Source organism: Streptomyces pyxinicus (genome assembly GCF_024753135.1).
Taxonomy (GTDB): domain Bacteria; phylum Actinomycetota; class Actinomycetes; order Streptomycetales; family Streptomycetaceae; genus Streptomyces; species Streptomyces pyxinicus.
In genome coordinates, this window is sequence record NZ_JANUGP010000010.1 from 47,656 (window position 1) to 66,632 (window position 18,977).

General features: G+C 75.3%; 14 protein-coding genes. 6 read left to right on the forward strand and 8 right to left on the reverse strand.

The features are described from left to right. Positions 1–19 precede the first annotated feature (19 nt). Together NX794_RS15685 and NX794_RS15690 are read right to left on the reverse strand one after the other, a co-directional pair. A complete protein-coding gene (locus NX794_RS15685) occupies positions 20–2,752 on the reverse strand; it encodes a SpoIIE family protein phosphatase (RefSeq protein WP_309505996.1) in 2,733 nt (910 codons plus the stop codon). 70 nt (positions 2,753–2,822) lie between these two features. Beyond that, on the reverse strand, positions 2,823–5,360 hold the full coding sequence (locus tag NX794_RS15690; RefSeq protein WP_258779153.1) for a SpoIIE family protein phosphatase: 2,538 nt from the start codon (positions 5,358–5,360) through the stop codon (positions 2,823–2,825). 781 nt (positions 5,361–6,141) lie between these two features. Here NX794_RS15690 and NX794_RS15695 point away from each other — a divergent pair. Next, positions 6,142–6,771 (forward strand): hypothetical protein, encoded by a 630-nt coding sequence (locus tag NX794_RS15695; protein ID WP_258779300.1) that lies wholly within the window; start codon positions 6,142–6,144, stop codon positions 6,769–6,771. A 42-nt stretch (positions 6,772–6,813) separates the two neighbouring features. Here NX794_RS15695 and NX794_RS15700 read toward each other — a convergent pair whose 3' ends face one another. Together NX794_RS15700 and NX794_RS15705 are read right to left on the reverse strand one after the other, a co-directional pair. Continuing rightward, complete coding sequence (locus NX794_RS15700) at positions 6,814–7,101, reverse strand: DUF1232 domain-containing protein (RefSeq protein WP_258779154.1); 288 nt, start codon at positions 7,099–7,101, stop codon at positions 6,814–6,816. A 25-nt stretch (positions 7,102–7,126) separates the two neighbouring features. Then, positions 7,127–8,371 (reverse strand): hypothetical protein, encoded by a 1,245-nt coding sequence (locus NX794_RS15705; protein ID WP_258779155.1) that lies wholly within the window; start codon positions 8,369–8,371, stop codon positions 7,127–7,129. A gap of 333 nt (positions 8,372–8,704) precedes the next feature. Between NX794_RS15705 and NX794_RS15710 the strand changes: the two genes are divergently transcribed. After that, positions 8,705–9,088, forward strand: a complete 384-nt coding sequence (locus NX794_RS15710) for a PadR family transcriptional regulator (protein WP_258779291.1) — start codon at positions 8,705–8,707, stop codon at positions 9,086–9,088. Beyond that, on the forward strand, positions 9,085–10,095 hold the full coding sequence (locus NX794_RS15715) for a hypothetical protein (protein WP_258779156.1): 1,011 nt from the start codon (positions 9,085–9,087) through the stop codon (positions 10,093–10,095). Before NX794_RS15710 ends, NX794_RS15715 begins: the two co-directional genes overlap by 4 nt. Before the next feature lie 82 nt (positions 10,096–10,177). Here NX794_RS15715 and NX794_RS15720 read toward each other — a convergent pair whose 3' ends face one another. Both NX794_RS15720 and NX794_RS15725 read right to left on the reverse strand, forming a co-directional pair. Beyond that, positions 10,178–11,542, reverse strand: coding sequence for an FAD-dependent oxidoreductase (locus NX794_RS15720; RefSeq protein WP_258779157.1), 1,365 nt, complete (start codon positions 11,540–11,542; stop codon positions 10,178–10,180). Positions 11,543–11,679: 137 nt separating this feature from the next. Beyond that, positions 11,680–12,909, reverse strand: coding sequence for a C40 family peptidase (locus NX794_RS15725; protein WP_258779158.1), 1,230 nt, complete (start codon positions 12,907–12,909; stop codon positions 11,680–11,682). A gap of 391 nt (positions 12,910–13,300) precedes the next feature. Here NX794_RS15725 and NX794_RS15730 point away from each other — a divergent pair, with 391 nt between their 5' ends. Next, positions 13,301–15,136, forward strand: a complete 1,836-nt coding sequence (locus NX794_RS15730; protein WP_258779292.1) for a DUF1996 domain-containing protein — start codon at positions 13,301–13,303, stop codon at positions 15,134–15,136. Between the two features lie 75 nt (positions 15,137–15,211). Further along, positions 15,212–15,934 carry a GNAT family N-acetyltransferase gene (locus tag NX794_RS15735; RefSeq protein WP_258779159.1) on the forward strand — a complete coding sequence of 241 codons (723 nt, stop codon included), beginning with the start codon at positions 15,212–15,214 and terminating at the stop codon, positions 15,932–15,934. On the opposite strand, the gene NX794_RS15740 is transcribed toward NX794_RS15735, so the two are convergent. After that, on the reverse strand, positions 15,921–16,637 hold the full coding sequence (locus NX794_RS15740; protein WP_428985912.1) for a lipoprotein: 717 nt from the start codon (positions 16,635–16,637) through the stop codon (positions 15,921–15,923). The genes NX794_RS15735 and NX794_RS15740 overlap by 14 nt on opposite strands. A 201-nt stretch (positions 16,638–16,838) precedes the next feature. On the opposite strand from NX794_RS15740, the gene NX794_RS15745 reads away from it, so the two are divergent. Beyond that, positions 16,839–18,218: a lipase family protein gene (locus tag NX794_RS15745; protein ID WP_258779160.1), complete on the forward strand. Its 1,380-nt coding sequence runs from the start codon at positions 16,839–16,841 to the stop codon at positions 18,216–18,218. A 6-nt stretch (positions 18,219–18,224) separates the two neighbouring features. On the opposite strand, the gene NX794_RS15750 is transcribed toward NX794_RS15745, so the two are convergent. Next, the gene (locus NX794_RS15750; protein ID WP_258779161.1) at positions 18,225–18,872 is read right to left on the reverse strand and encodes a class I SAM-dependent methyltransferase; all 648 of its coding nucleotides are present in this window, start codon (positions 18,870–18,872) and stop codon (positions 18,225–18,227) included. Between the last annotated feature and the right edge of the window lie 105 nt (positions 18,873–18,977).

The following is an 18,977-nucleotide window of genomic DNA, read 5'->3' on the forward strand; positions in this document are numbered from 1 at the left end:
GCGCCGGACGGCGCCCGGCTCAGGGCAGCGGCTGCTCCGCCCAGATCACCTTGCCGTGCGGGGTGTACCGGGTGCCCCAGCGCTCGGCGAGCTGCGCCACCAGGAACAGGCCCCGGCCGCCCTCGTCCGTGCTCGCCGCGTACCGCAGATGCGGGGAGGTGGTGCTGCCGTCGGAGACCTCGCAGATCAGCGTCCGGTCGCGCAGCAGCCGTACCCCGATCGGGCCCCGCCCGTACCGGATGGCGTTGGTGACCAGCTCGCTCAGCACCAGCTCGGTGGTGAAGGCCAGTTCGTCCAGCCCCCATGCGGCCAGCTGCTCCGTCACCGAGGAGCGCACCTGCGAGACGGCCGCCGGGTCCGAGGGCACCTGCCATTCGGCGACCTGCCCGGCGCCCAGCACCCGGGTGCGGGCCACGATCAGCGCCACGTCGTCGCTCGGCCGCTTCGGCAGCCGCTCCAGCACCGCCCGGCAGGTCTCCTCGGGGGAGTCGCCCGGCGTCCGGCCCAGGGCGTCGCGCAGCATCTCCAGGCCCTCGTCGATGTCCCGTTCCCGGTCCTCCACCAGCCCGTCGGTGTAGAGCACCAGCCGGCTGCCCTCGGCCAGCTCCAGTTCGGCCGTCTCGAACGGCAGCCCGCCCAGGCCAAGCGGCGGGCCCGCCGGCACGTCCGGGTACTCCACCCGGCCGTCGGGACGCACCAGGGCGGGCGGCGGATGGCCGGCCCGGGCGATCGTGCACCGCCGGGACACCGGGTCGTAGATCGCGTACACGCAGGTCGCGCCGGTGACGACGGCCGCGCCGTCCGCCGGGACCTCGTCCTGGTCGATCCGGCCCACCAACTCGTCCAGCAGGCCGAGGAGTTCGTCGGGCGGCAGGTCAAGCGACGAGAAGTTGTGCACCGCCGTCCGCAGCCGGCCCATCGTCGCCGCCGCGTGCAGACCGTGCCCCACCACGTCACCGACGACCAGCGCCACCCGCGCACCGGACAGCGGCAGCACGTCGAACCAGTCGCCGCCCACCCCCGACTGCGCCGGCAGATAGCGGTAGGCCAGGTCCAGGGCGCCCTGTTCGGGCAGCGACCGGGGCAGCAGGCTGCGCTGCAGGGTCACCGCCATGCTGTGCTCGCGGGTGTACCGGCGGGCGTTGTCGATGGACACCGCCGCGCGCGCCACCAGCTCCTCCGCCAGGGCCAGTTCCTCGGTGTCGAACGGCTGCGGCCGCTCCGACCGCCAGAAGGTCGCCACGCCGAGCACCAGGCTGCCCGCGCGCAGCGGCACCGTGATCAGCGAGTGGATGCCGTACGCCAGCGCCTGGTCGGTGCGCTCCAGGTCCTGGGCCCGCCAGCCGCGGGCGTCCCGCAGCCGGGGCTCGACCACCGGCTGCCCGGTGGTCAGGCTCCGGGCCTGCGGCGAGGTGGCCACGAACCGGATGTGCTCGCCGACCGGGTACAGCGGGGCGTCCTTGCGGATCCCGGCCACGGCCGCCCGGCGCAGTCCCGTCCCCGGCTTCGGCTCGTCGCCGCGCAGCACCGCGTCGAACAGGTCCACCGTCGCGAAGTCCGCGAACCGGGGCACCGCCAGCTCGGCCAGCTCCTCGGCCGTGCGGGTCACGTCCAGGCTGGTGCCGATGCCCACCCCGGCGTCGTACAGCATGTTCAGCCGCTCCCGGGCCACCTCCGCGCGCCCGGACAGGGCCCGCAGCTCGGTGGAGTCGCGCAGCGTCGTGACGCTGCCCGGCGGGCCGCCGCGCAGATCGGTGGGCCGCTGGTTGATCGCCAGCAGCCGGTCCTTGACCAGGTGCACCTCGTCCGTCGCGACCCGGCCGGAGGCCAGCAGCTCCGCCGTCTCGCCGTCCAGGCCCAGCTCCGCGACGGCGCGCCCCTCGGCGTCCTCGGGCAGGTCCAGCAGCCGGTGCGCCTCGTCGTTGGCGAGCAGCAGCCGGCCGTCGCCGCCGGCGATCAGCACACCCTCGCGGACCGCGTGCAGGACGGCGTCGTGGTGCTCGTACATGCGCGTCATCTCGGCGGGACCGAGCCCGTGCGTCTGGTGCAGCAGCCGCCGGGAGACCAGCGCGGTGCCCGCGGTGGCCAGCGCGAGCGCCGCCGCCGCTGCCGCCAGCAGCAGGGGCAGCTGCTGGTCGGCGGTGCCGCCGACGTGCTCGGTGGTGATACCGGCCGACACCAGGCCGACCACCTGGCCGCCGGCGTCCTTCACCGGGACGACGACCTGCACGAGCTGTCCGATCGTCCCGTTGATCTCCTCGACCACGGTGCCCCCGGCCAGGGCCGGCCCTGTCGTGCCGACGAACTTCTTGCCGATGCGGTCGGGCATGGGGTGCGTGTAACGGACGCCGTCGGTGTTCATCACCACCAGGAAGTCCACGTGGGACGCCTTGCGGGCCGCCTCCGCCTTCGGCTGGAGGACCGCCGACGGATTCGGGGCGCGCAGCGCCGCGGCCGTGCCGGGCCCGTTGGCGAAGGTCTCGGCGACGGCCAGCGACCGGTTGCGGGCCTCCTGGGTGCTGTCGTGCTGCACCTGGAGCACCTGCGCCACCACGGCCGACACGACCAGCAGCAGCACGATCACCACCTGCAGGACGAACACCTGCCCGGCCAGGTTCCGCCCGGTCACCGCCGCCCACAGCACACCCGGCCGTTCGCCGCCCGCGCCCTGCGGACGCGGCCCCCGCTGTGCGCGCGGTTGCCCGAAAGGCAGGGGCGGCCGCGTCACGGGCCGGCCGGGCAGTCGCACCATGTGCCCATGTCTACACTGCCCGGCGCCGTCAGGCGAGACCGTGGTCCCGATCTTTCCCCGCCGCCCCCGATCACCGGCTTCCGGGACCGGCCCGCCGGGCGGCCAGCAGCAGCGCGACGTCGTCGGGCCGGTCCCTGGCCCCCCGGGCGGTCGCGGTCAGCCGGTCGGCGACCCCCGAGAGCGACCGCCCGCCCCGCCGGCCCGCCGCGCGGCCGGCCCGGGCCAGGGCGAGCCGCAGCGCCGTGATGCCGTCGTCGATGTCGGCGCCCGGCCGCTCCACGAGACCGTCCGTGTACAGGGCGAGGATCGCGTCCGGCTCCAGCAGCAGCTCGGTCACGGGGTAGCGGGCCAACGGGTCGACGCCGAGGACCACACCGCCGGGGATGTCGAGGACCCGGGTCCGGCCGCGGGGGTCGCGCAGCAGCGGCGGCGGGTGGCCCGCGCGGGCCACCCGGGACCGGCCGGTCGCCGGGTCCAGACGCAGATAGCAGCAGCTGGCGAACTGGCCCGGGTCCAGGTCGATCAACAGGTGGTTGGTGCCGCTGAGCACCTCGTCCGGAGGCCGGTCGCCCAGCGCGAAGGCGCGCACCGCGCTGCGCACCTGGCCCATGGTGGCCGCCGCCTGCACCCCGTGCCCCTGCACATCGCCGATCACCAGCGCGAGCCCGTCCCCGGCCCCCACCACGTCGTACCAGTCGCCGCCCACGTCCATGCCCTGGGTGCCCGGCAGATACCGGCCCGCCGTCTCCACCCGCGGGTGCGCACACAGCCGGCGCGGCAGCAGCGCCTGCTGGAGGCCGCGGGCGAGCGCCGCCTCGCTGTCGTAGCGCTGCGCCCGCTCCATGGCGTGCGCGATCAGCCCGGCCAGCGCGGTCAGCACCGTGCGCTCCTCGGTGCTGAACCCGCGCGAGCCCTCGAAGCCGAGGATGCACGAGCCGACCGGCCGCCCGGAGGCGATCAGCGGCAGGAAGGCGCGGGCGCCCTCGTCGGCGTCGAGCGGCATGCCCGGGTAGGCGGCGGCCATCTGCTGCATCGACTCGAAGAACAGCGGCCGGCCCGTGGTGAGGGTCTCCACCCCCGGCAGATGGGCGTCCAGGCCGACTCCCTCGAACGGTGCCAGGAAGCCGTGCGGGAAGCCGGTCTCCCAGGCCAGGTACAGATGACGCTCCTGCAGCAGGTAGATGGCCAATCGGCGGCCCCCGAACGTGGGCAGCAGCTCCCGCACCACCACCGCCGACACCTGCCGGGCGGTGACCGCGTCCGTCAGCGCGATGGCCAGCGCGATCGGCCGGTACAGCGGCTCCAGCGCCGGCCCGCCCGGCAGGCCGTCCGCCGGGTCCTCGGGTACATGCGTCACCCCGTCCGGCGGCACCCGGGCGCCCGCGACCGGCTCGACCGGCGCGTCCATCCGGGTGGCCGGGACGATGGTGCAGGCCAGCAGGTCGGGACCGGGATGCACCGACACCGCGAGCCAGTCGCCCTTCCCGCCCTTCCCGGGGCCCCCGGGCGGCCGCCGCACAGGGAAGTGCACCGGGTCGGCGGACAGCAGCGCGCCCCGCAGGTGGTCGTCGTACGGCGGCCCGGCCAGCCAGGGCACGCCGTCCCACAGCTCCCGCCCGAGCAGCCACTCCGGCTCCCGCCCCGCGAGCCGGGCGGCGGCCGGGTTCACGTACACGATCACGCCCGTCCGGTCGACGCACAGCACGCCCTGCGGCAGCAGATCGGCGGCGCCGTCGGCGAACGCGCCCGGACCGGGCTCGACGACCACCCCGCCGATCCGGGCGGGACCGCCGCCCGGCACCGGCCACAGGTCCAGCAGCCGCGGCGCCCCGTGCGGCGACCGCAGGCCCAGGGGCGCGTCGGGCGGCCGGCCGGCCGCCGCGTCGCGCAGCGCGGCCAGGATCCGCCGCGCGTCGGAGGGCGCCACCGCGTCCGCGAGCGCCGTGTCCGTCCCCGCGAACTCGCCGGGCCGCAGGCCGAGCAGCGCGTGCAGCCGTTCGTCCGCCTCCACCGAGCAGCTCACCGGGTCCCAGCTGAAGCGGCCCGCCGCCGCCCGCGCCGGCAGGCTCGCGGGCGGCCGGACACACAGCGGGTCCGCCTCCCAGGCGACCGCCGCCGGGTCGCCGTCGGCGAGTCCCAGCAGCTCGGCGCCGAGCCCCTCGGCCAGCCGGGCGAGCAGTTCCCGGTCCGGGAGTTCGTCCGCCGACTCGGCGATCGCCGGCCGCAGCACCGTGAGCACGCCCAGCGGCTCGCCCCCGCCCCCCGGCACGGGCACGTGCACCGAGCCGAACGGGAACGGCAGCCCCGCCGCGAACTGCGGATACCTGCGCACCGTCTCGGTGGCGTTCGGCAGCAGCACCGGCACGCCCAGCCGGTAGGCGTCGGAGACCGGGAAGGGCCGGTCCACGTGCAGCCGCCACCAGGGCTTGAACAGCGGCCCGGGCAGTCCCGCGAGCACCGCCAGACGCAGCAGCCGGGGCGTGCCGGAGCGGAGATAGACGCCCGCCATCCGGCCCCGGGCCGCGCCGAGCGCGCCCGTCGAGGTCTCGGCCAGGAGCGCGGCAAGGCGGTCCCGCCCACGGACCGCCTCCTCGCCGCTCCCGGCCATCGGCCCTACCTCGTCCCGTGCGCCTCAGGGTGGATGACACAGCAAGAATGCGCCACGAGCACCGGAGGATGCACCTGGGCGGGGGAGGGACGGGTGGGGCCGCCCGCGCCGGATCCGCGGTGCGCGGGGCCGGGAGGGCCGGCGCCGGCCGTCCGCTCACACCCCTGGCCCGTCCCGGTGGCGGGGCCGGGCACCCGCTCCTAGTAATGGAGGGCAGTGACGCGTACTGGAGTGCGGCGATGCCGCGCGCGGGGGCGCGACGGCGGCCGCACCCTTCTCCCGGAGTCTCCTGGAGCCGAGATGACGACCCGCTCTGAGTCCCCACGTCCCGACGACTCCGTCATAGCCGGCATCGCGGTCGCGCCGGCCCCGCAGTCCGTGGAGCAGTGGCCGGCCGCACCGCCCGGGGACGGCCGGCCGCAGGGTCTCCCGGACGGTGACCCGCTGCACGACCTGGTCCGCGCGGCCGTCGCGGACCGTCCAGTGGAGGACGTCGCGCGGCTGGTCATGCTGCTGGAGCGCTCGCCCGAGCACGCCCGCACCGCGGCGGACGCGCTGCGCGCCGCGGGGGTCGGCCGGTCCGTGGAGGACGTCACCCGCCTGGTCGCGCTGCTCACCGAGCCGCCCCGGGAGTCCGACAGCGCGGACGAGGCGATCCGCGCGGCGGCCGCACACCGGTCCCTGGACGACGTGACCCGGCTGATGCGGCTGCTGCACGACGCCCCGGTGGAAACGCCGCTGCCGCCAGGAGGCCGTACGGGCGGCGGCCGTCAGCCGGCCGGTGGAGGAACTCGCCGAGCTGATCGGCCGGCTCGCCGAGGACCCCTCCGCCGCCGGGCCCCCGGCCGAGGCCGACCCCGTGCGACGGCATCCGGGATCGGCCGCCCCGCCGGCCGCGCTCCTCGCCAGGGCCGGGACCGAGCGGAAGGACCGGCCGGCACCGGCCCGGGCCGCCGAGGACCGGCCCGCCAGGAACCAGGCAGCCGAGGGCCGACCGCCGGGCCGGGGCGGGGAAGCCGCCCTGTCGATCGCCCGGGCCGCCGCGCTGCTGGTGTTCCTGTGCGGGGCGGCCCACGCCCCGCGCTACCGGGACGGGCTGTCCGAGGCCGTCCTCGGAGCTACGGTCGTCATCGCGGGACTGTGCATGCTGGCGGCCCTCGCCCTGCGCGCCCGGGCCACGGCGGTACGGCTCGTCGCGGCGGCGGTCGCCGCGGGCGTCACCGGCGCGGTGGTCGCTGGGCACCTGCTCGGCAGGACCGGGCCGGCCGGCCTCGCCGGACTGTGGGACGGCACCCTCGCCCCGCCCTGGCTCGCCGCGACGACGGCGACGGCCGCCGCGCTCGCGGCGCTGGCGGTGCTCGCGGCGGGACTGGCCGTGGGCGTCTCCCGGCGGCGCGGGGCGGGAAGCTGACCGAACGGGTGCCGCCCCGCCCCTGGCCACGGTGCGCGCAGGTCAGAGTTGGGTGGGATCCGGCGGCAGCGGGCGGGCGGCCCGCATGCTGCGCAGGGCGAGCAGGAGGACGCCGATGTCGTCCAGGTAGACGGGGTCGGGGAGCAGGTCGGTGGGGAGCAGCAGATAGGCGACCGCGCCCCAGAACACCCAGCGCGGGCCCGTCGGCAGCCCGGCCCGGCGCAGGGTGCGCCGGGTGCGGACCAGCCTGACCAGCACCCCGACGGCGACCGCGAGCAGCACCACCGCGACGACGGCGGCGATCACCAGCAGGGTCGTGGTCGCATCCATCCGGCCTCCTTCCGCGACGGCGGGGCTACGACGACCGGTCCGTGCCGTCGGCCGTGGTCGTCCCGTCGGCGCTCTCCTGTTCGGGCGCGGCGGGGGAGCTGTCCGGCGCGCCGTCCTGGGCGGGTACCGAATACCGCTGCCCCTTGGCCGTGGACTTCAAGCGTTCGAAGGTCCGCGTCAACTGCTGGAGCGGGCCGGACGTGCGGGAGGAAGCGGCCGGCTGCTGCCGCGGCAACGCGGGCACGGGGACGTCACGGTAGGCGGACAGCGCCTCCAGAGCCTGCTCGGCGGCCTGCTTGTACAGGTCCCGGGACTTCGTCATCGCCTCCAGCGCCCCGGCGTACATGGCGACCAGCTCCCGCTCCCGCGCCAGCTCCTCCCGGGCGGTCAGCAGCGTCCAGTTCTCGCGCAGCTCCGTCAGCGCGTCCTCGGCGCTCCGGGGCAGCGGGCGGGACTGGGCGGTGAAGTGGCGCAGGGCGGCGAGGAGTTCAGTCGGCGCGGAGCCGTCCAGGAAGACGCTGCGCACGCGGTGCTCCCGGCTGTCGTAGTCCGCGGGCTCCGGGTCCGGCGGCAGCAGGACGGCGCCGCCGCGCGGCACCTCCACCCCGAGGTCCTTGAGCGCCCAGTTGACGGCCCGCAGCTGGTGCGGGGCGGCGCGGTGCTCCACGACGCGGTGCCGCAGGCCGGGCGGCAGCAGCCGGGCCAGCGGCAGCCGGCCGTGCTCGTCCGGGGTCATGGCCTCGTGCACGACCAGGTTCACGCACCAGCCTTCGCGGGCCGCGTCCTTCAGCCGGCGGCGCATCTCCTTGTCGTCGGCGGGCAGCGCGTTGACCTGCCGCAGCCGGAGACCCTCGACGGTGGCGTGGTGGTCCCAGGCGCCGTCCTCCCCGTCGCCCCCCTCGTCCGCCCCGGTCTCGGGCCAGAAGAGGGTCGCCGGCGAGGGCCAGGCGTCCTCCCAGGGCCGCTCCCCTTCCGCGACGAGCCGCCACTCGTGCCCCGGCGTCCGGCCCTCGGGCGGTACGAGGGTCAGCCGGGCCCGCACGGTCACCGTGCCGGCGGCCCGCCAGCGCGCCTCGAAGACCCGGTGGGCCGGTTCCTCCGGCACGGGATCGGGCACGGGCGGTTCGGTGAAGTCGTCGATGGCGCCGCTCTCCTTGTGCCGGCACAGCGTACGGCGGACGACGTCCCCGGGGTCGGGACCGGTGTGGCGGCCCCGGGCCGCCCAGAGGGTCTGCGGGATGGTGGCGCGGTCGGCGGCGGAGTTCGACATGGGCCAATCTGCTGATGGGGGCGGATGCGCCTCCCAGTATCACCGCACGGCCACGCGAAACGTCGGCCGGGGCCGGGAGCCGCGCGTGGCGCCCGAGGCACGCCCCCCGCGCACGGGGTGCGCGGGGCCCACACGGGCGCGCCCGGAACACGGCGGGTGACCGCCGCACACCCGTGGCGGCGGCGTCCGGCGCCGCCCGACAATGGGCCGCCGAGCGGGGCCCGCCCGCCCATCCGCTCAGGGGCGGACCCCGCGCGGCGCAGACGCACTGCCCGCACACCCGGCGATATATATCGGCAGCCGATATATCCTGTCCGCATGACTGCGAAGAGCATGACGCGGGCGGCGTTCTTCGTCCTGACCGCGCTCGCCGACCAGCCCCGGCACGGTTACGGCATCCTGCGCGAGGTCGAGGAACTGTCCGACGGAGAGGTGCTGCTGCGGGTCGGCACCCTGTACGGCGTGCTGGACCGGCTCACCGCGGACGGGCTGATCGTGCTGGACCGCGAGGAGGTCCAGCAGGGCCGGCTGCGCCGCTACTACCGCCTCACGGACGACGGAGTCGCCACCCTCGACGCGGAGGCCGAGCGCATGGCCGCGGGCGCCGGCGCCGCCAAGAGGCGGATCGCCGAGGGCCGCGCCGCCCACCCGGCCCCGCGGACCTCGCCCGGCCACGTCCCCCCGGCCGCCCCCGGACTCGCCGGAGGTCACGCGTGACCACGCTGCTGGAGACCCGCTACCGCGCCGTACTGCGCCTGCTGCCCGCCTCCTACCGCCGCGAACGGGAGGAGGAGATGGTCGAGACCTACCTGGGCGACCTCGACCGGGACACCCAGGACCAGAGCAGGCCCACCCTGGCCGAGGTGGCCAGCGTCGCGGCCCTCGCCCTCCGCACCCGGCTCGGCGGCCCCGGCGCGCCCTTCCGCTACGCCCTGCTGGGTTCGGCGGCGCGCCACTTCGCCCTGTGCGCGGTCCTCGTCCAGGCGGCCGCCGCGCTGGTCGACCGGGTCCTCGAAGTGACCTGGTCGTTCACGCGCGGGGCGAGCGAGCGGCGGCTGTTCCTCGGCGGGTTCACCGACCGGGGCCCGTCCCTGACCGTGATCGCCGTCCTCGACTGGGTGCTGCCGCTGCTGTGGACGGTCGCGTACTTCGCGCTCGTCCACGACCGCCGCCGCCTCGCCAGGGCCGCGGCGCTCGGCGCCGCCCTGCCGTCGCTGTGGCCGCTGCTCGGCCCGCTGGTGAGCGACCGGGTGCCCCCGTATCCGGCGTACGCGACGACCGGGGCGCTGCTGGCCTGGGTGTCGGCGCTCACCCTGTGCGCCGCCCAGCACCGGGACGCGCCGCCCGCCCGGCTCCCGGTGGGCTCGCCCGGCCGGCTCTATCTGGCCGGGTGTGTGGTGATGGGCGCCTCCGTGGTCCTGATGCGTGGCGTCCCCGACACCGTGTGGGCGCCCGCCACCGGCTTCGCCGTCGGAGCCCTCGGCTGGCTGCTGTGGCAGGCCCGCCGCGCGGACCCCACCCCGCCCGGCGCCGCGCTCGCCCTGGCCGCCCTCGGCCTGCTGATCCTGGCCGTACGGATCGCGGCGCTCGTCCCGTGGCTGGGTGTCCCGGAAGCCGGTGTGCTCGTCGTCGGCGGGCTCGGTCAGACGGCGGTGCTCGCCGTGCTGGTCGCGGCGCTGGCGATGGTGGGCGGCCGGGAGCTGACCCGCCACCGAGACGGCTGAGACGGCGGGACCTGGAAATGGGGGGAAGGGGGAAAAGGGAAAGGGGCCGGCGCGTCGGCGCCGGCCCCCTCGCTCCGGGTGCTTACGCCCCGCTCTCCCGCAGCATGTCCTCGCGTTCGACGATCTTCACGCGCTCACGGTCCTGCGGCTCGCCCAGCGCGCGCTCGGCGGCGTCCAGCCGGTACCAGCCCTCCCAGGTGGTGAAGCGGACCCCGCGCTCGGCGAGGAAGGCGTCCACGGCCTCCGGCTCGGGCGAAGCCGGCGTCTGCAGACGGCCGTTCGCGTGGTCGTCCAGCAGGTTGGCCACGGTCTCGTTGGCGTCGCCCTTGGTGTGGCCGATGAGCCCGACCGGGCCGCGCCGGATCCAGCCGGTGACGTAGGCGGACTGGAGCGGAGCCCCGGTCTCCTGGATCACCCGGCCGCCGTCGTCCGGGACGGTGCCCGAGACGATGTCCCAGGGCAGCTTGGGGAGCTTCTCGGAGAGGTAGCCGACGGCGCGGTACACGGCCGTGACGTCCCAGTCCTTGAACTCGCCGGTGCCCTTGACGTTCCCCATGCCGTCCAGGGCGGTGCGCTCGGTGCGCAGGCCGACGACCTTGCCGTCCTCGCCCAGGATCTCCGCCGGGGACTCGAAGAAGTGCAGGAACAGCTTGTGCGGACGGTCGCCGACGTCCCGGATCGCCCAGTTCTCCAGGGTCTTGGCGACCATGTCGGCCTGCTTGTTGCCGCGCCGGATCTCGATCGAGCCCGCGTCGTAGTCGATGTCCTCGGGGTCGACGATGACCTCGATGTTCGGCGAGTGGTCCAGCTCCCGCAGCTCCATCGGGCTGAACTTGGCCTGGGCCGGGCCGCGCCGCCCGAAGACGTGGATCTCCAGGGCCTTGTTCGCCTTCAGGCCCTCGTACACGTTCGCCGGGATCTCGGTCGGCAGCAGTTCGTCGGCGGTCTTGGCGAGGACGCGGGCCACGTCCAGCGCGACGTTGCCGACGCCGAGCACGGCGACCTTCTCGGCCTCCAGCGGCCAGGTGCGCGGCACGTCCGGGTGACCGTCGTACCAGGACACGAAGTCGGCGGCGCCGTAGGAGCCGTCCAGGTCTATGCCGGGGATGCGCAGTTCGCGGTCGGCCATCGCACCCGTGGAGAAGATCACCGCGTCGTAGAAGGCGCGCAGGTCGTCCAGGCTGATGTCGGTCGGGTAGTCGACGTTGCCGAACAGCCGGATCTGCGGCTTGTCCAGCACCTGGTGCAGGGCGGTGACGATGCCTTTGATGCGCGGGTGGTCGGGCGCGACCCCGTAACGGATCAGACCGAACGGCGCGGGCATCCGCTCGAAGAGGTCGATGGCCACACCGGGGTCGGCGGCCACGTCGGACTTGAGCAGGGCGTCGGCGGCGTAGATCCCGGCGGGGCCGGCTCCGACGATGGCTACCCGCAGGGGGCGCGGCATGATCTGTTCCCTTCGAGCGTGGACAGGCGACTCGACTGGGAAGCTTAAACTAAGGCAGACCTAAGTTAGTACGCGGGTCCGGTCTATGACCTCATAAGGTGATCTTATGCCTGGTCCATGGCTGCCTTATAGGGGGTTCAGGACGGCCGGACGATGCGGTGGATCGCCGTCTCGCCGGCGCCGAAGACCGACTCCTCGCGGATGGTCGAGCCCGGGCCGGGGGCGTGCACCATCATGCCGTCGCCGATGTGCAGGCCCACGTGCCGGTCGTCGTCGAAGAACACGACGAGGTCCCCGGGCTCCAGCTCGGCGAGTGTGACCGGTGTCCCGGCGAGCGCCTGCCGGTGCGCGGCCCGCGGCAGCGTGACCCCGGCGGCCTTCCACGCGGCCCGGGTCAGGCTGGAGCAGTCGTAGGAACCGGGCCCCGTCGCGCCCCAGACGCACGGCTTCCCGACCTGCGCCCTGGCGAAGGCGACGGCCCGCGCGGCCCGCGAGGCGTACGGCGACCGGGGCGGCACGGCGGGAAGGATGACGGAACCCGTGTCGGAGAGGGCGAGTCGAGCGGTGTGCCGGTCGAAGAGGGCCTGCGCCGCCGCCAGTCTGCTCCGGTTGCCGTCCTTGGAGAGGACAGGGGAGGGACGGCCGGAGAGCACCCTGGGCATGGGGAGGGGGGTGAGGGGAACGGGCGGTCCGGCGAAGGCTGTCCCGGTGAGGGGTGTGGTGACGGTGGCGGACGGCTGAGGTGTGGTGGCCGCGATCGGCGAAGCCGTGGGACCGCTTTCCAGGGCCGGCGTGGGGCCGCTCTCCGGAGCCGGTGAAGGGCCGCCGCTCGGGAGTGCCCGCATCGAACCGCGCCCCGCACGATCCGTACCCCGCTCCGGTTCGGGCGGCGGTACCGACAAGCCGCTTTCCAGGGCCGGCCGTTCGGCGCTCGGGAGGGCGAGGGGCTCCCGCGCGCCGGGTTCCAGCGCGGGGGGCACGCGCGGCCCGGATTCCAGCGCAGAGGTCTCATGCGGCCCGGATTCCAGCGCGAGGGTCTCGCGCAGTCCGGGTTCCAGGGCGCGGGGCCCGGCGGCGGGGGCGGTGTCCCGGGAGGCGGCCGGCGCGGGGAGGGGCCGCCGGTCCGCCGGCAGGACCGCGGGGACCGTCGGTCCCAGGCCGGCGCGGGCGGCGTCGAACCACCGCCGGGTCAGCTCGTCGAGCGAGGGATCGGCGCCATCGCCCCGCCGTTTGGCCAGTGGGACGCCCCGGGAGCGCGAGCGGCCGGCCATGGCCCGCGTCGCGTTGAAGTTCCCGGTCGCGTCCTCGGCCCGGTCGTAGAGGGACGCGATCCGCCGCCGCACCTCGTCACGGTTCTCCGGCGCCATGGAGGACACGCTCCTTCCTTGCCATGCGGTGCGGGGCAGTTGGGCCGCCTCGCGCGGCGGCTCGCCGGGGCCGGGCCCCGAACGCCACGCGTCGACCCGGCCCGCGTCAACCTAACCAACGTGTGTGCCTCGTGTGAAGGTTGGGGTGGTGAATGTCCGATACGTATGCGTGATGTTCGCAACGATGTTCGGCGGGGAAGAGTTGATGCCCATGTCTTCCTGTGAGATGTCGATGAATTCGCGATCCGGTTGAACACCGTGGCACCGTGCTCCGTATGAGGCCGGGGGACACCATGCCCGACCGGCGACGACACAGGGGGCGACCTTGGGACGCAACAGGCGCAGACGCCCGACCGGCGCACGACGCGCGACCTACGCGGCGGTCGCCCTGATGCTGGCCGGGGGCGGCCTCGTCGCGGCGAACGTCTACGCCTCGGCCTCCGAGGGCTGGGGCGACGGCTCCGACACCGCCGCGCACGGGCGGGTCCTGTCCTCGGGGGCGGCGACGATCGACTGCCCCGACGTCGGCAGCCGGCTGACCGACGTCCCGGACGGCGCGCGGGCGGACGTCGACCGCGAACTCGCCGCTCTGGACCGGCAGACGGCGGCCGCGTACCAGCGACTCCGCGCGATCGGCACGGACTCCGGCGCCATCACCGACCCGTTGAAGGAGAAGCGGGCGCAGAGCATCCGGCGCATCGCCGACGCCATCGACCGGGTGGGGGAGCGCCCCGAGGGCCTCGACGCCCTGGCCGAGTGCACCCTGCGCCCCGGAGCCGACGGGGATGACGGCGCCGCCACTCCGAGCGGCGCGACCCAGGCACCGGCGCCGGGCGGCGCGGGCCAGGGCGGCAACGGGCCCGTCGTCTCCGACTACGCCGACATCACCTCCGTAGAGCCCGAGGCGACCGATCCGCCCCGGCAGGCCGGTGCCTCGCGCGGCACCTTCGCCTCCGACTGCGGCGTCAACGCGGGCGGCCTGTTCAACTCGGACAACGTCATCGTCGCGCCCGGCGTCTCCAACGGCGCCCACCACTTCCACGACTACGTCGGCAACCAGGGCGACAACGCCTTCGCCAGCGACGAGGACCTGGCCGCCGCCGACACCAGCTGCGTCGACCAGGGCGACAAATCGACGTACTACTGGCCGGTGCTGCGTGTGCAGGACGGCACCCGGGAGCGGGACGCCGGAGCCCCGGGGGGCGGCACGGAGGGCAACGCGGGCCGGATCGTGACGCCGAAACAGGTGACGCTGACCTTCGTGGGCAACCCGCGCGAGAAGGTCGCCGCCATGCCCCGCCTGCTGCGCATCATCACCGGCGACGCCAAGGCCCTCGTCAACGGCCCCGGCAACGCCAACGCCTCCTGGAGCTGCACCGGGTTCGAGGACCGGCAGCTGAAGGACAAGTACCCGTTGTGCCCGCAGGGCAGCGACGTCGTGCGCACCTTCCGGTTCCAGAGCTGCTGGGACGGCCGCAACACCGACAGCGCCAACCACCGCACCCACGTGGCCTTCACCGACCCCGACGGCTCCTGCCCGGCCGGCTTCCGGGCCATCCCGCAGCTCGTGCAGCGCATCGTCTACGACGTCAGGGCGCCCAGCGTCCAGGACGGCGGCCGTACCGTCCCGCTGTTCGCGGTGGACTCCTTCCCGGAGCAGCTCCACAAGCCCGTCACCGACCACGGCGACTTCATCGACGTCTTCGACGACTCCCTGATGCGCGAGATGGTCGACTGCATCAACTCCGGGCGTACGTGCGGTCCCAGGGACGGCGACGGCAAGGGCGAGGACGGCAAGGGCGACGACAGCGGTACGGCGCCCACCCCGACCGGGAGTTCCGCCGGGCCCGGCAAGGCACCCGGGACCGACCAGGCCACCGAGTCCGCCGCCCCGGCCACCGACCCCGCCCGCACGACCAAGCGCGACACCGGCACCGGCACCGGCACCGCCTCCCCGGCCGCACCGGAACCGGCGTCCACCGAGAGCCGTACGGCCCAGGCTCCAGCGGCACCCGCCCCGTCCCCGTCCGCACCCGCCGACTCCTCGCCGGCCCAGCCGACCCCCGCCGGAAACCTCCAGCCGCCGCCCGTCACACAGCCCGAACCTCAGACCACCGGGGGCGGTCTTGCCGAGACCGGCGCCCACCTCTGGCCCGCCGCCCTCGGCACCCTGCTCGCCCTGTCCGGCCTGCTGATGCTGCTCCGGGCCCGGCGCCTGCGCTACTGACCGGCGCCGCACGGCGTCCCCGACCCTGCCCGCACGACCCTTGTGGGAGCGCTCCCAGACCGTCACGATGCCGTCATGCCGACCGCCGAACCGACCCCCGCGCCCCCTTCGATCCGCCCTTACCGCACCGCCGACCGCGCAGCCCTCGCCGACGTCTGCGTACGCACCGCCCACAACGGCGGCGACTCCAGGGCGCTCTACCCCGATCCGCGTCTCCTGCCGGCGATCTTCGCGGAGCCGTACTGCCACTACGACCCGGATCTCGCGTTCGTCCTGGACGACGGCACCGGCCGGGCCGTGGGCTACATCGTCGGCACGGCCGACACCGAACGGTTCGTCGAGGAGTTCCGCGGCGACTGGATCCCCCGGCTGGCCGGCCGCTATCCCGAACCCACGGACCCGCCCGGCACGAAGCCCGACACGAGGCCCGACACGTCGCGCGGCACGACGCCCGGCACGCCCACCGAGGAGATGATCCGGCTTCTGCACCACCCCGAGCGCATGCTCGTACCCGAACTCGCCGCCTACCCGGCGCATCTGCACATCGACCTGCTGCCACCCTGGCAAGGGCGCGGTCACGGGCGCCGGCTGATGCACGCCTTCCTCGACGCCCTGCGGCTCCAGGGTGTCGAGGCGGTCCACCTCGGCATGGTCACCGTCAACACCGGCGCCCGGGCGTTCTACGACCGGCTCGGCTTCCACGAGATCCCGGTCCCGGACGCGGGTCCGCTCACCTATCTGGGCCGGGCCACGGCCAGGCGGCGGCCGGGCGCTGACGGCGGCGTCAGGACAGGGTGAGGCTCCGCTGGGCGAGATCGTAGGCGGGGCGCATCCGCTCGTGCTCCCCGGTGTCCATGCCGCCGAGGTGGAGGACGACCGGGCCGGCCGCGGTGGAGACCGCGAAGGCGCTCTCCTCCTTGGCCTCGTCCAGCAGTTCGCTGGTGGTGAGGTACTCGACCGCCACGGCGGGCACACCCCCGCCGGTCGTGAAACGGTGGTACTTCGCCTTGCTGACGTGCTCCTCGGCGGCCACGAACGCCCGCAGCACCCCGCCCGCGTCCGCGCCGCCCGGCTTCCCGGTCCACACCCGCAGGAAGCCGATGCTGCCGGCCGGTTTGGCGTCGATCTCGCAGGCGGCGGTGACCGGACCCTGGCGCAGCAGCGCGTCGGCGATCGCCGCCCCGAGGTCGTCGTCGGAGCCCTCCGAGGCGTTCGAGGTCGCCGAGGCCTCGGCGGAGGCCGCCCCGGCGTCGATCGCCTTCGGCTGCCAGCCCCTGGCGACGTCGAAGCCGACCGGCAGTTCGCAGGCGGAGCCCCGGGCGCCGACCGTGCCGCCGCGCGCGGCCGTCGTACCGCCGCTCCCCTCGGCCTTCGCGTCCGGCGACGCGCTCGACGCCCTCCTGCCGTCGTCATCCGCCGCCTTGGCGCAGCCGCCCAGCACCGCCGCCAGCAGCAGCGCCGCGACCGTCCGGCCGCCCACGGACCCCACCCTGACCTGCACCGTTGTCTCCCCTCCGAACCGAGGCCGTCACTGTAGCCGAGGCCGCCGAGCCGAGTCGGTGAGCGCACTATCGGCTGACGTGGCGTCACCTTACTGAACCGTAATGTTCCAGGTGCTACCGCCGGTAACACCTTGGCGGTTACCTTCCTGCCCAGCCGCTTCGGAGCCCCCTGCCCCACCCCGCAGCCCAGGAGGTCCGCCATGTCCGCGCCCGCCCGCCTATCCCCGCGCACCCGTCCGTCCCTGCACACCCGTCCGTCCCCGCGCACCCGTCTGTCCGCACTCGCCGTCGCCGTCGCCGCCTGCCTCGGCGCGCAGGCCGCCGCCGCGCTCCCCGCCGCCGCCTCGGCACCGGTCGTCTCCCGGGGCGTCACCATCCCCGCCTTCTACACCCCGCCCAGCACCCTCCCCGCCGCCGACGGCGCCCTGGTCCGCAGCGAGCGCCTGCCGCTGGCGCTGAGCCTGCCCGGCCTGGACGGCCCGCTGCCCGGGCGGGCCACCCGGCTGATGTACAAGTCCACCGACTCGACCGGACAGCCGGTCGCCGTGACCGGCGCCTACATCGAACCGTCCGCCGCCTGGAAGCGCGGCGGCCCCCGCCCGCTGGTCGCCCTCGCCCCCGGCACCATGGGCCAGGGCGACCAGTGCGCCGCCTCCCTCGGCCTGGAGCACCCGCTGTCCCTGAACAGCCGTACGGTCTCGGTCGGTTACGAGGATCTCGCGATCTACCGGCTGCTGGCGCGGGGCGTCGCCGTCGTCGTCACGGACTACGCCGGCCTGGGCGCGACCGACCGGCTGCACACCTACGTCAACCGTCTCGACGGCGCCCACGCGGTCCTGGACGCGGTGCGCGCCGCCCGCAACCTGGCCGGGGCGTCGGTGACGGCCCAGTCGCCGGTCGGCCTGTACGGCTACAGCGAGGGCGGCGGCGCCACGGCCGCCGCCGCCGAACTCCAGCCCGACTACGCCCCGGACGTCACCCTCGCCGGCACCTACGCCGGCGCGCCGCCCGCCGATCTGACCGAGGTCACCGAGGCGATCGACGGCACCGACCTCGCCGGCGCCCTCGGCTGGGCCGTCAACGGCTTCCTGCAGTCCGACCCGGAACTGGCCCCCGTCGCCGACCGGCACCTGAGCCAGAAGGGCAAGGCGGCGCTGGCCGACCTGGCCACCATGTGCGTCGGTGACGCCATCCTCTCCTACAACTCCGCGCACAGCACGGCCTGGACGACCGACGGCTCCTCGCTGAGCGAGGTGATCCGGGCCGAACCCGCCCTGGGGGACTTCCTCGACCGGCAGCGCATCGGCCGGACCCCGCCGGCGAGTCCGGTCCGCGTGGCCACCGGCGTCAACGACGACCTCGTCCCGCACGCGCAGGCCCGCCAACTGGCCGTCGACTGGTGCCGCGAGGGCGCCGACGTCGACTACGCCCCGGTCGTCGTACCGCAGTTGGGGCGGGCGCTGCTGAACCACCTCACGCCGCTGCTCACCGACCAGGGCGCCGCGCTCGGCTGGCTCACCGACCGGCTCGCGGGCCGTCCCGCCCGGTCCACCTGCGGGACGCTGCCACTGCGGCCCTGACCCGCCTCACCCGCCCTCGGGCCGCCGGCAGAGCAGGAACAGGTGCGGCTCGGGTACGGCGTCCGGGTGGGCCGGCTCGAACACGGCGTGCTCCTCGGCCAGCACCGTGAGGCCCGCCCCGGCGACCAGCTCCGTGAACGCCTCGGCGGCGAAGCTCGTCACCCGCACCGGCTGTCCCATGAACACTCCCTCGGCGTCCTCCACGTCGAGGGGGACGGTGGCCAGCGCGGCTAGTCCGCCGGGCCGTACCGCCCGCGCCAGCCGCCCGATCACGGCGCGCTGTTCCGGGCGGGTCATCTGCAACAGCGAGAAGTAGACGCAGACCGCGTCGAACGAGTCGTCGTCCAGGGGGAGTTCGCGAATGTCGGCGAGCCGGAACCGGGCTTCCGGCACCTGTCGGCGGCCCAGCTCCACCATGACCGGGGAGACGTCGACGCCCAGGACCCGGTGCCCGGCCCCGGCGAGGGTCGCGGCGGTCGGCCGGCCCGTTCCGCTCCCCACGTCCAGCACCCTGCTGTCCGGCGTCAGCCGCTCCAGCAGCCGGCGCAGCGAGGCCCGGTGCGGCTCGGAACCGGCGAAGGCCTTCTCGTAGTCCAGGCCCAGCGCGTCGAACACCCGGGCGGCCCGCACCCGGCGATCGTCCTCGGCCACCATGTCGTCTCCTCACGTCACCCCGAGTGTCCCGGCGCCACCCCGAGTCTCCCGGCGTCACCCCCGGTCTCCCGGCGCCACGCCGTGCGTCCCGGCGTCACGCCGTGT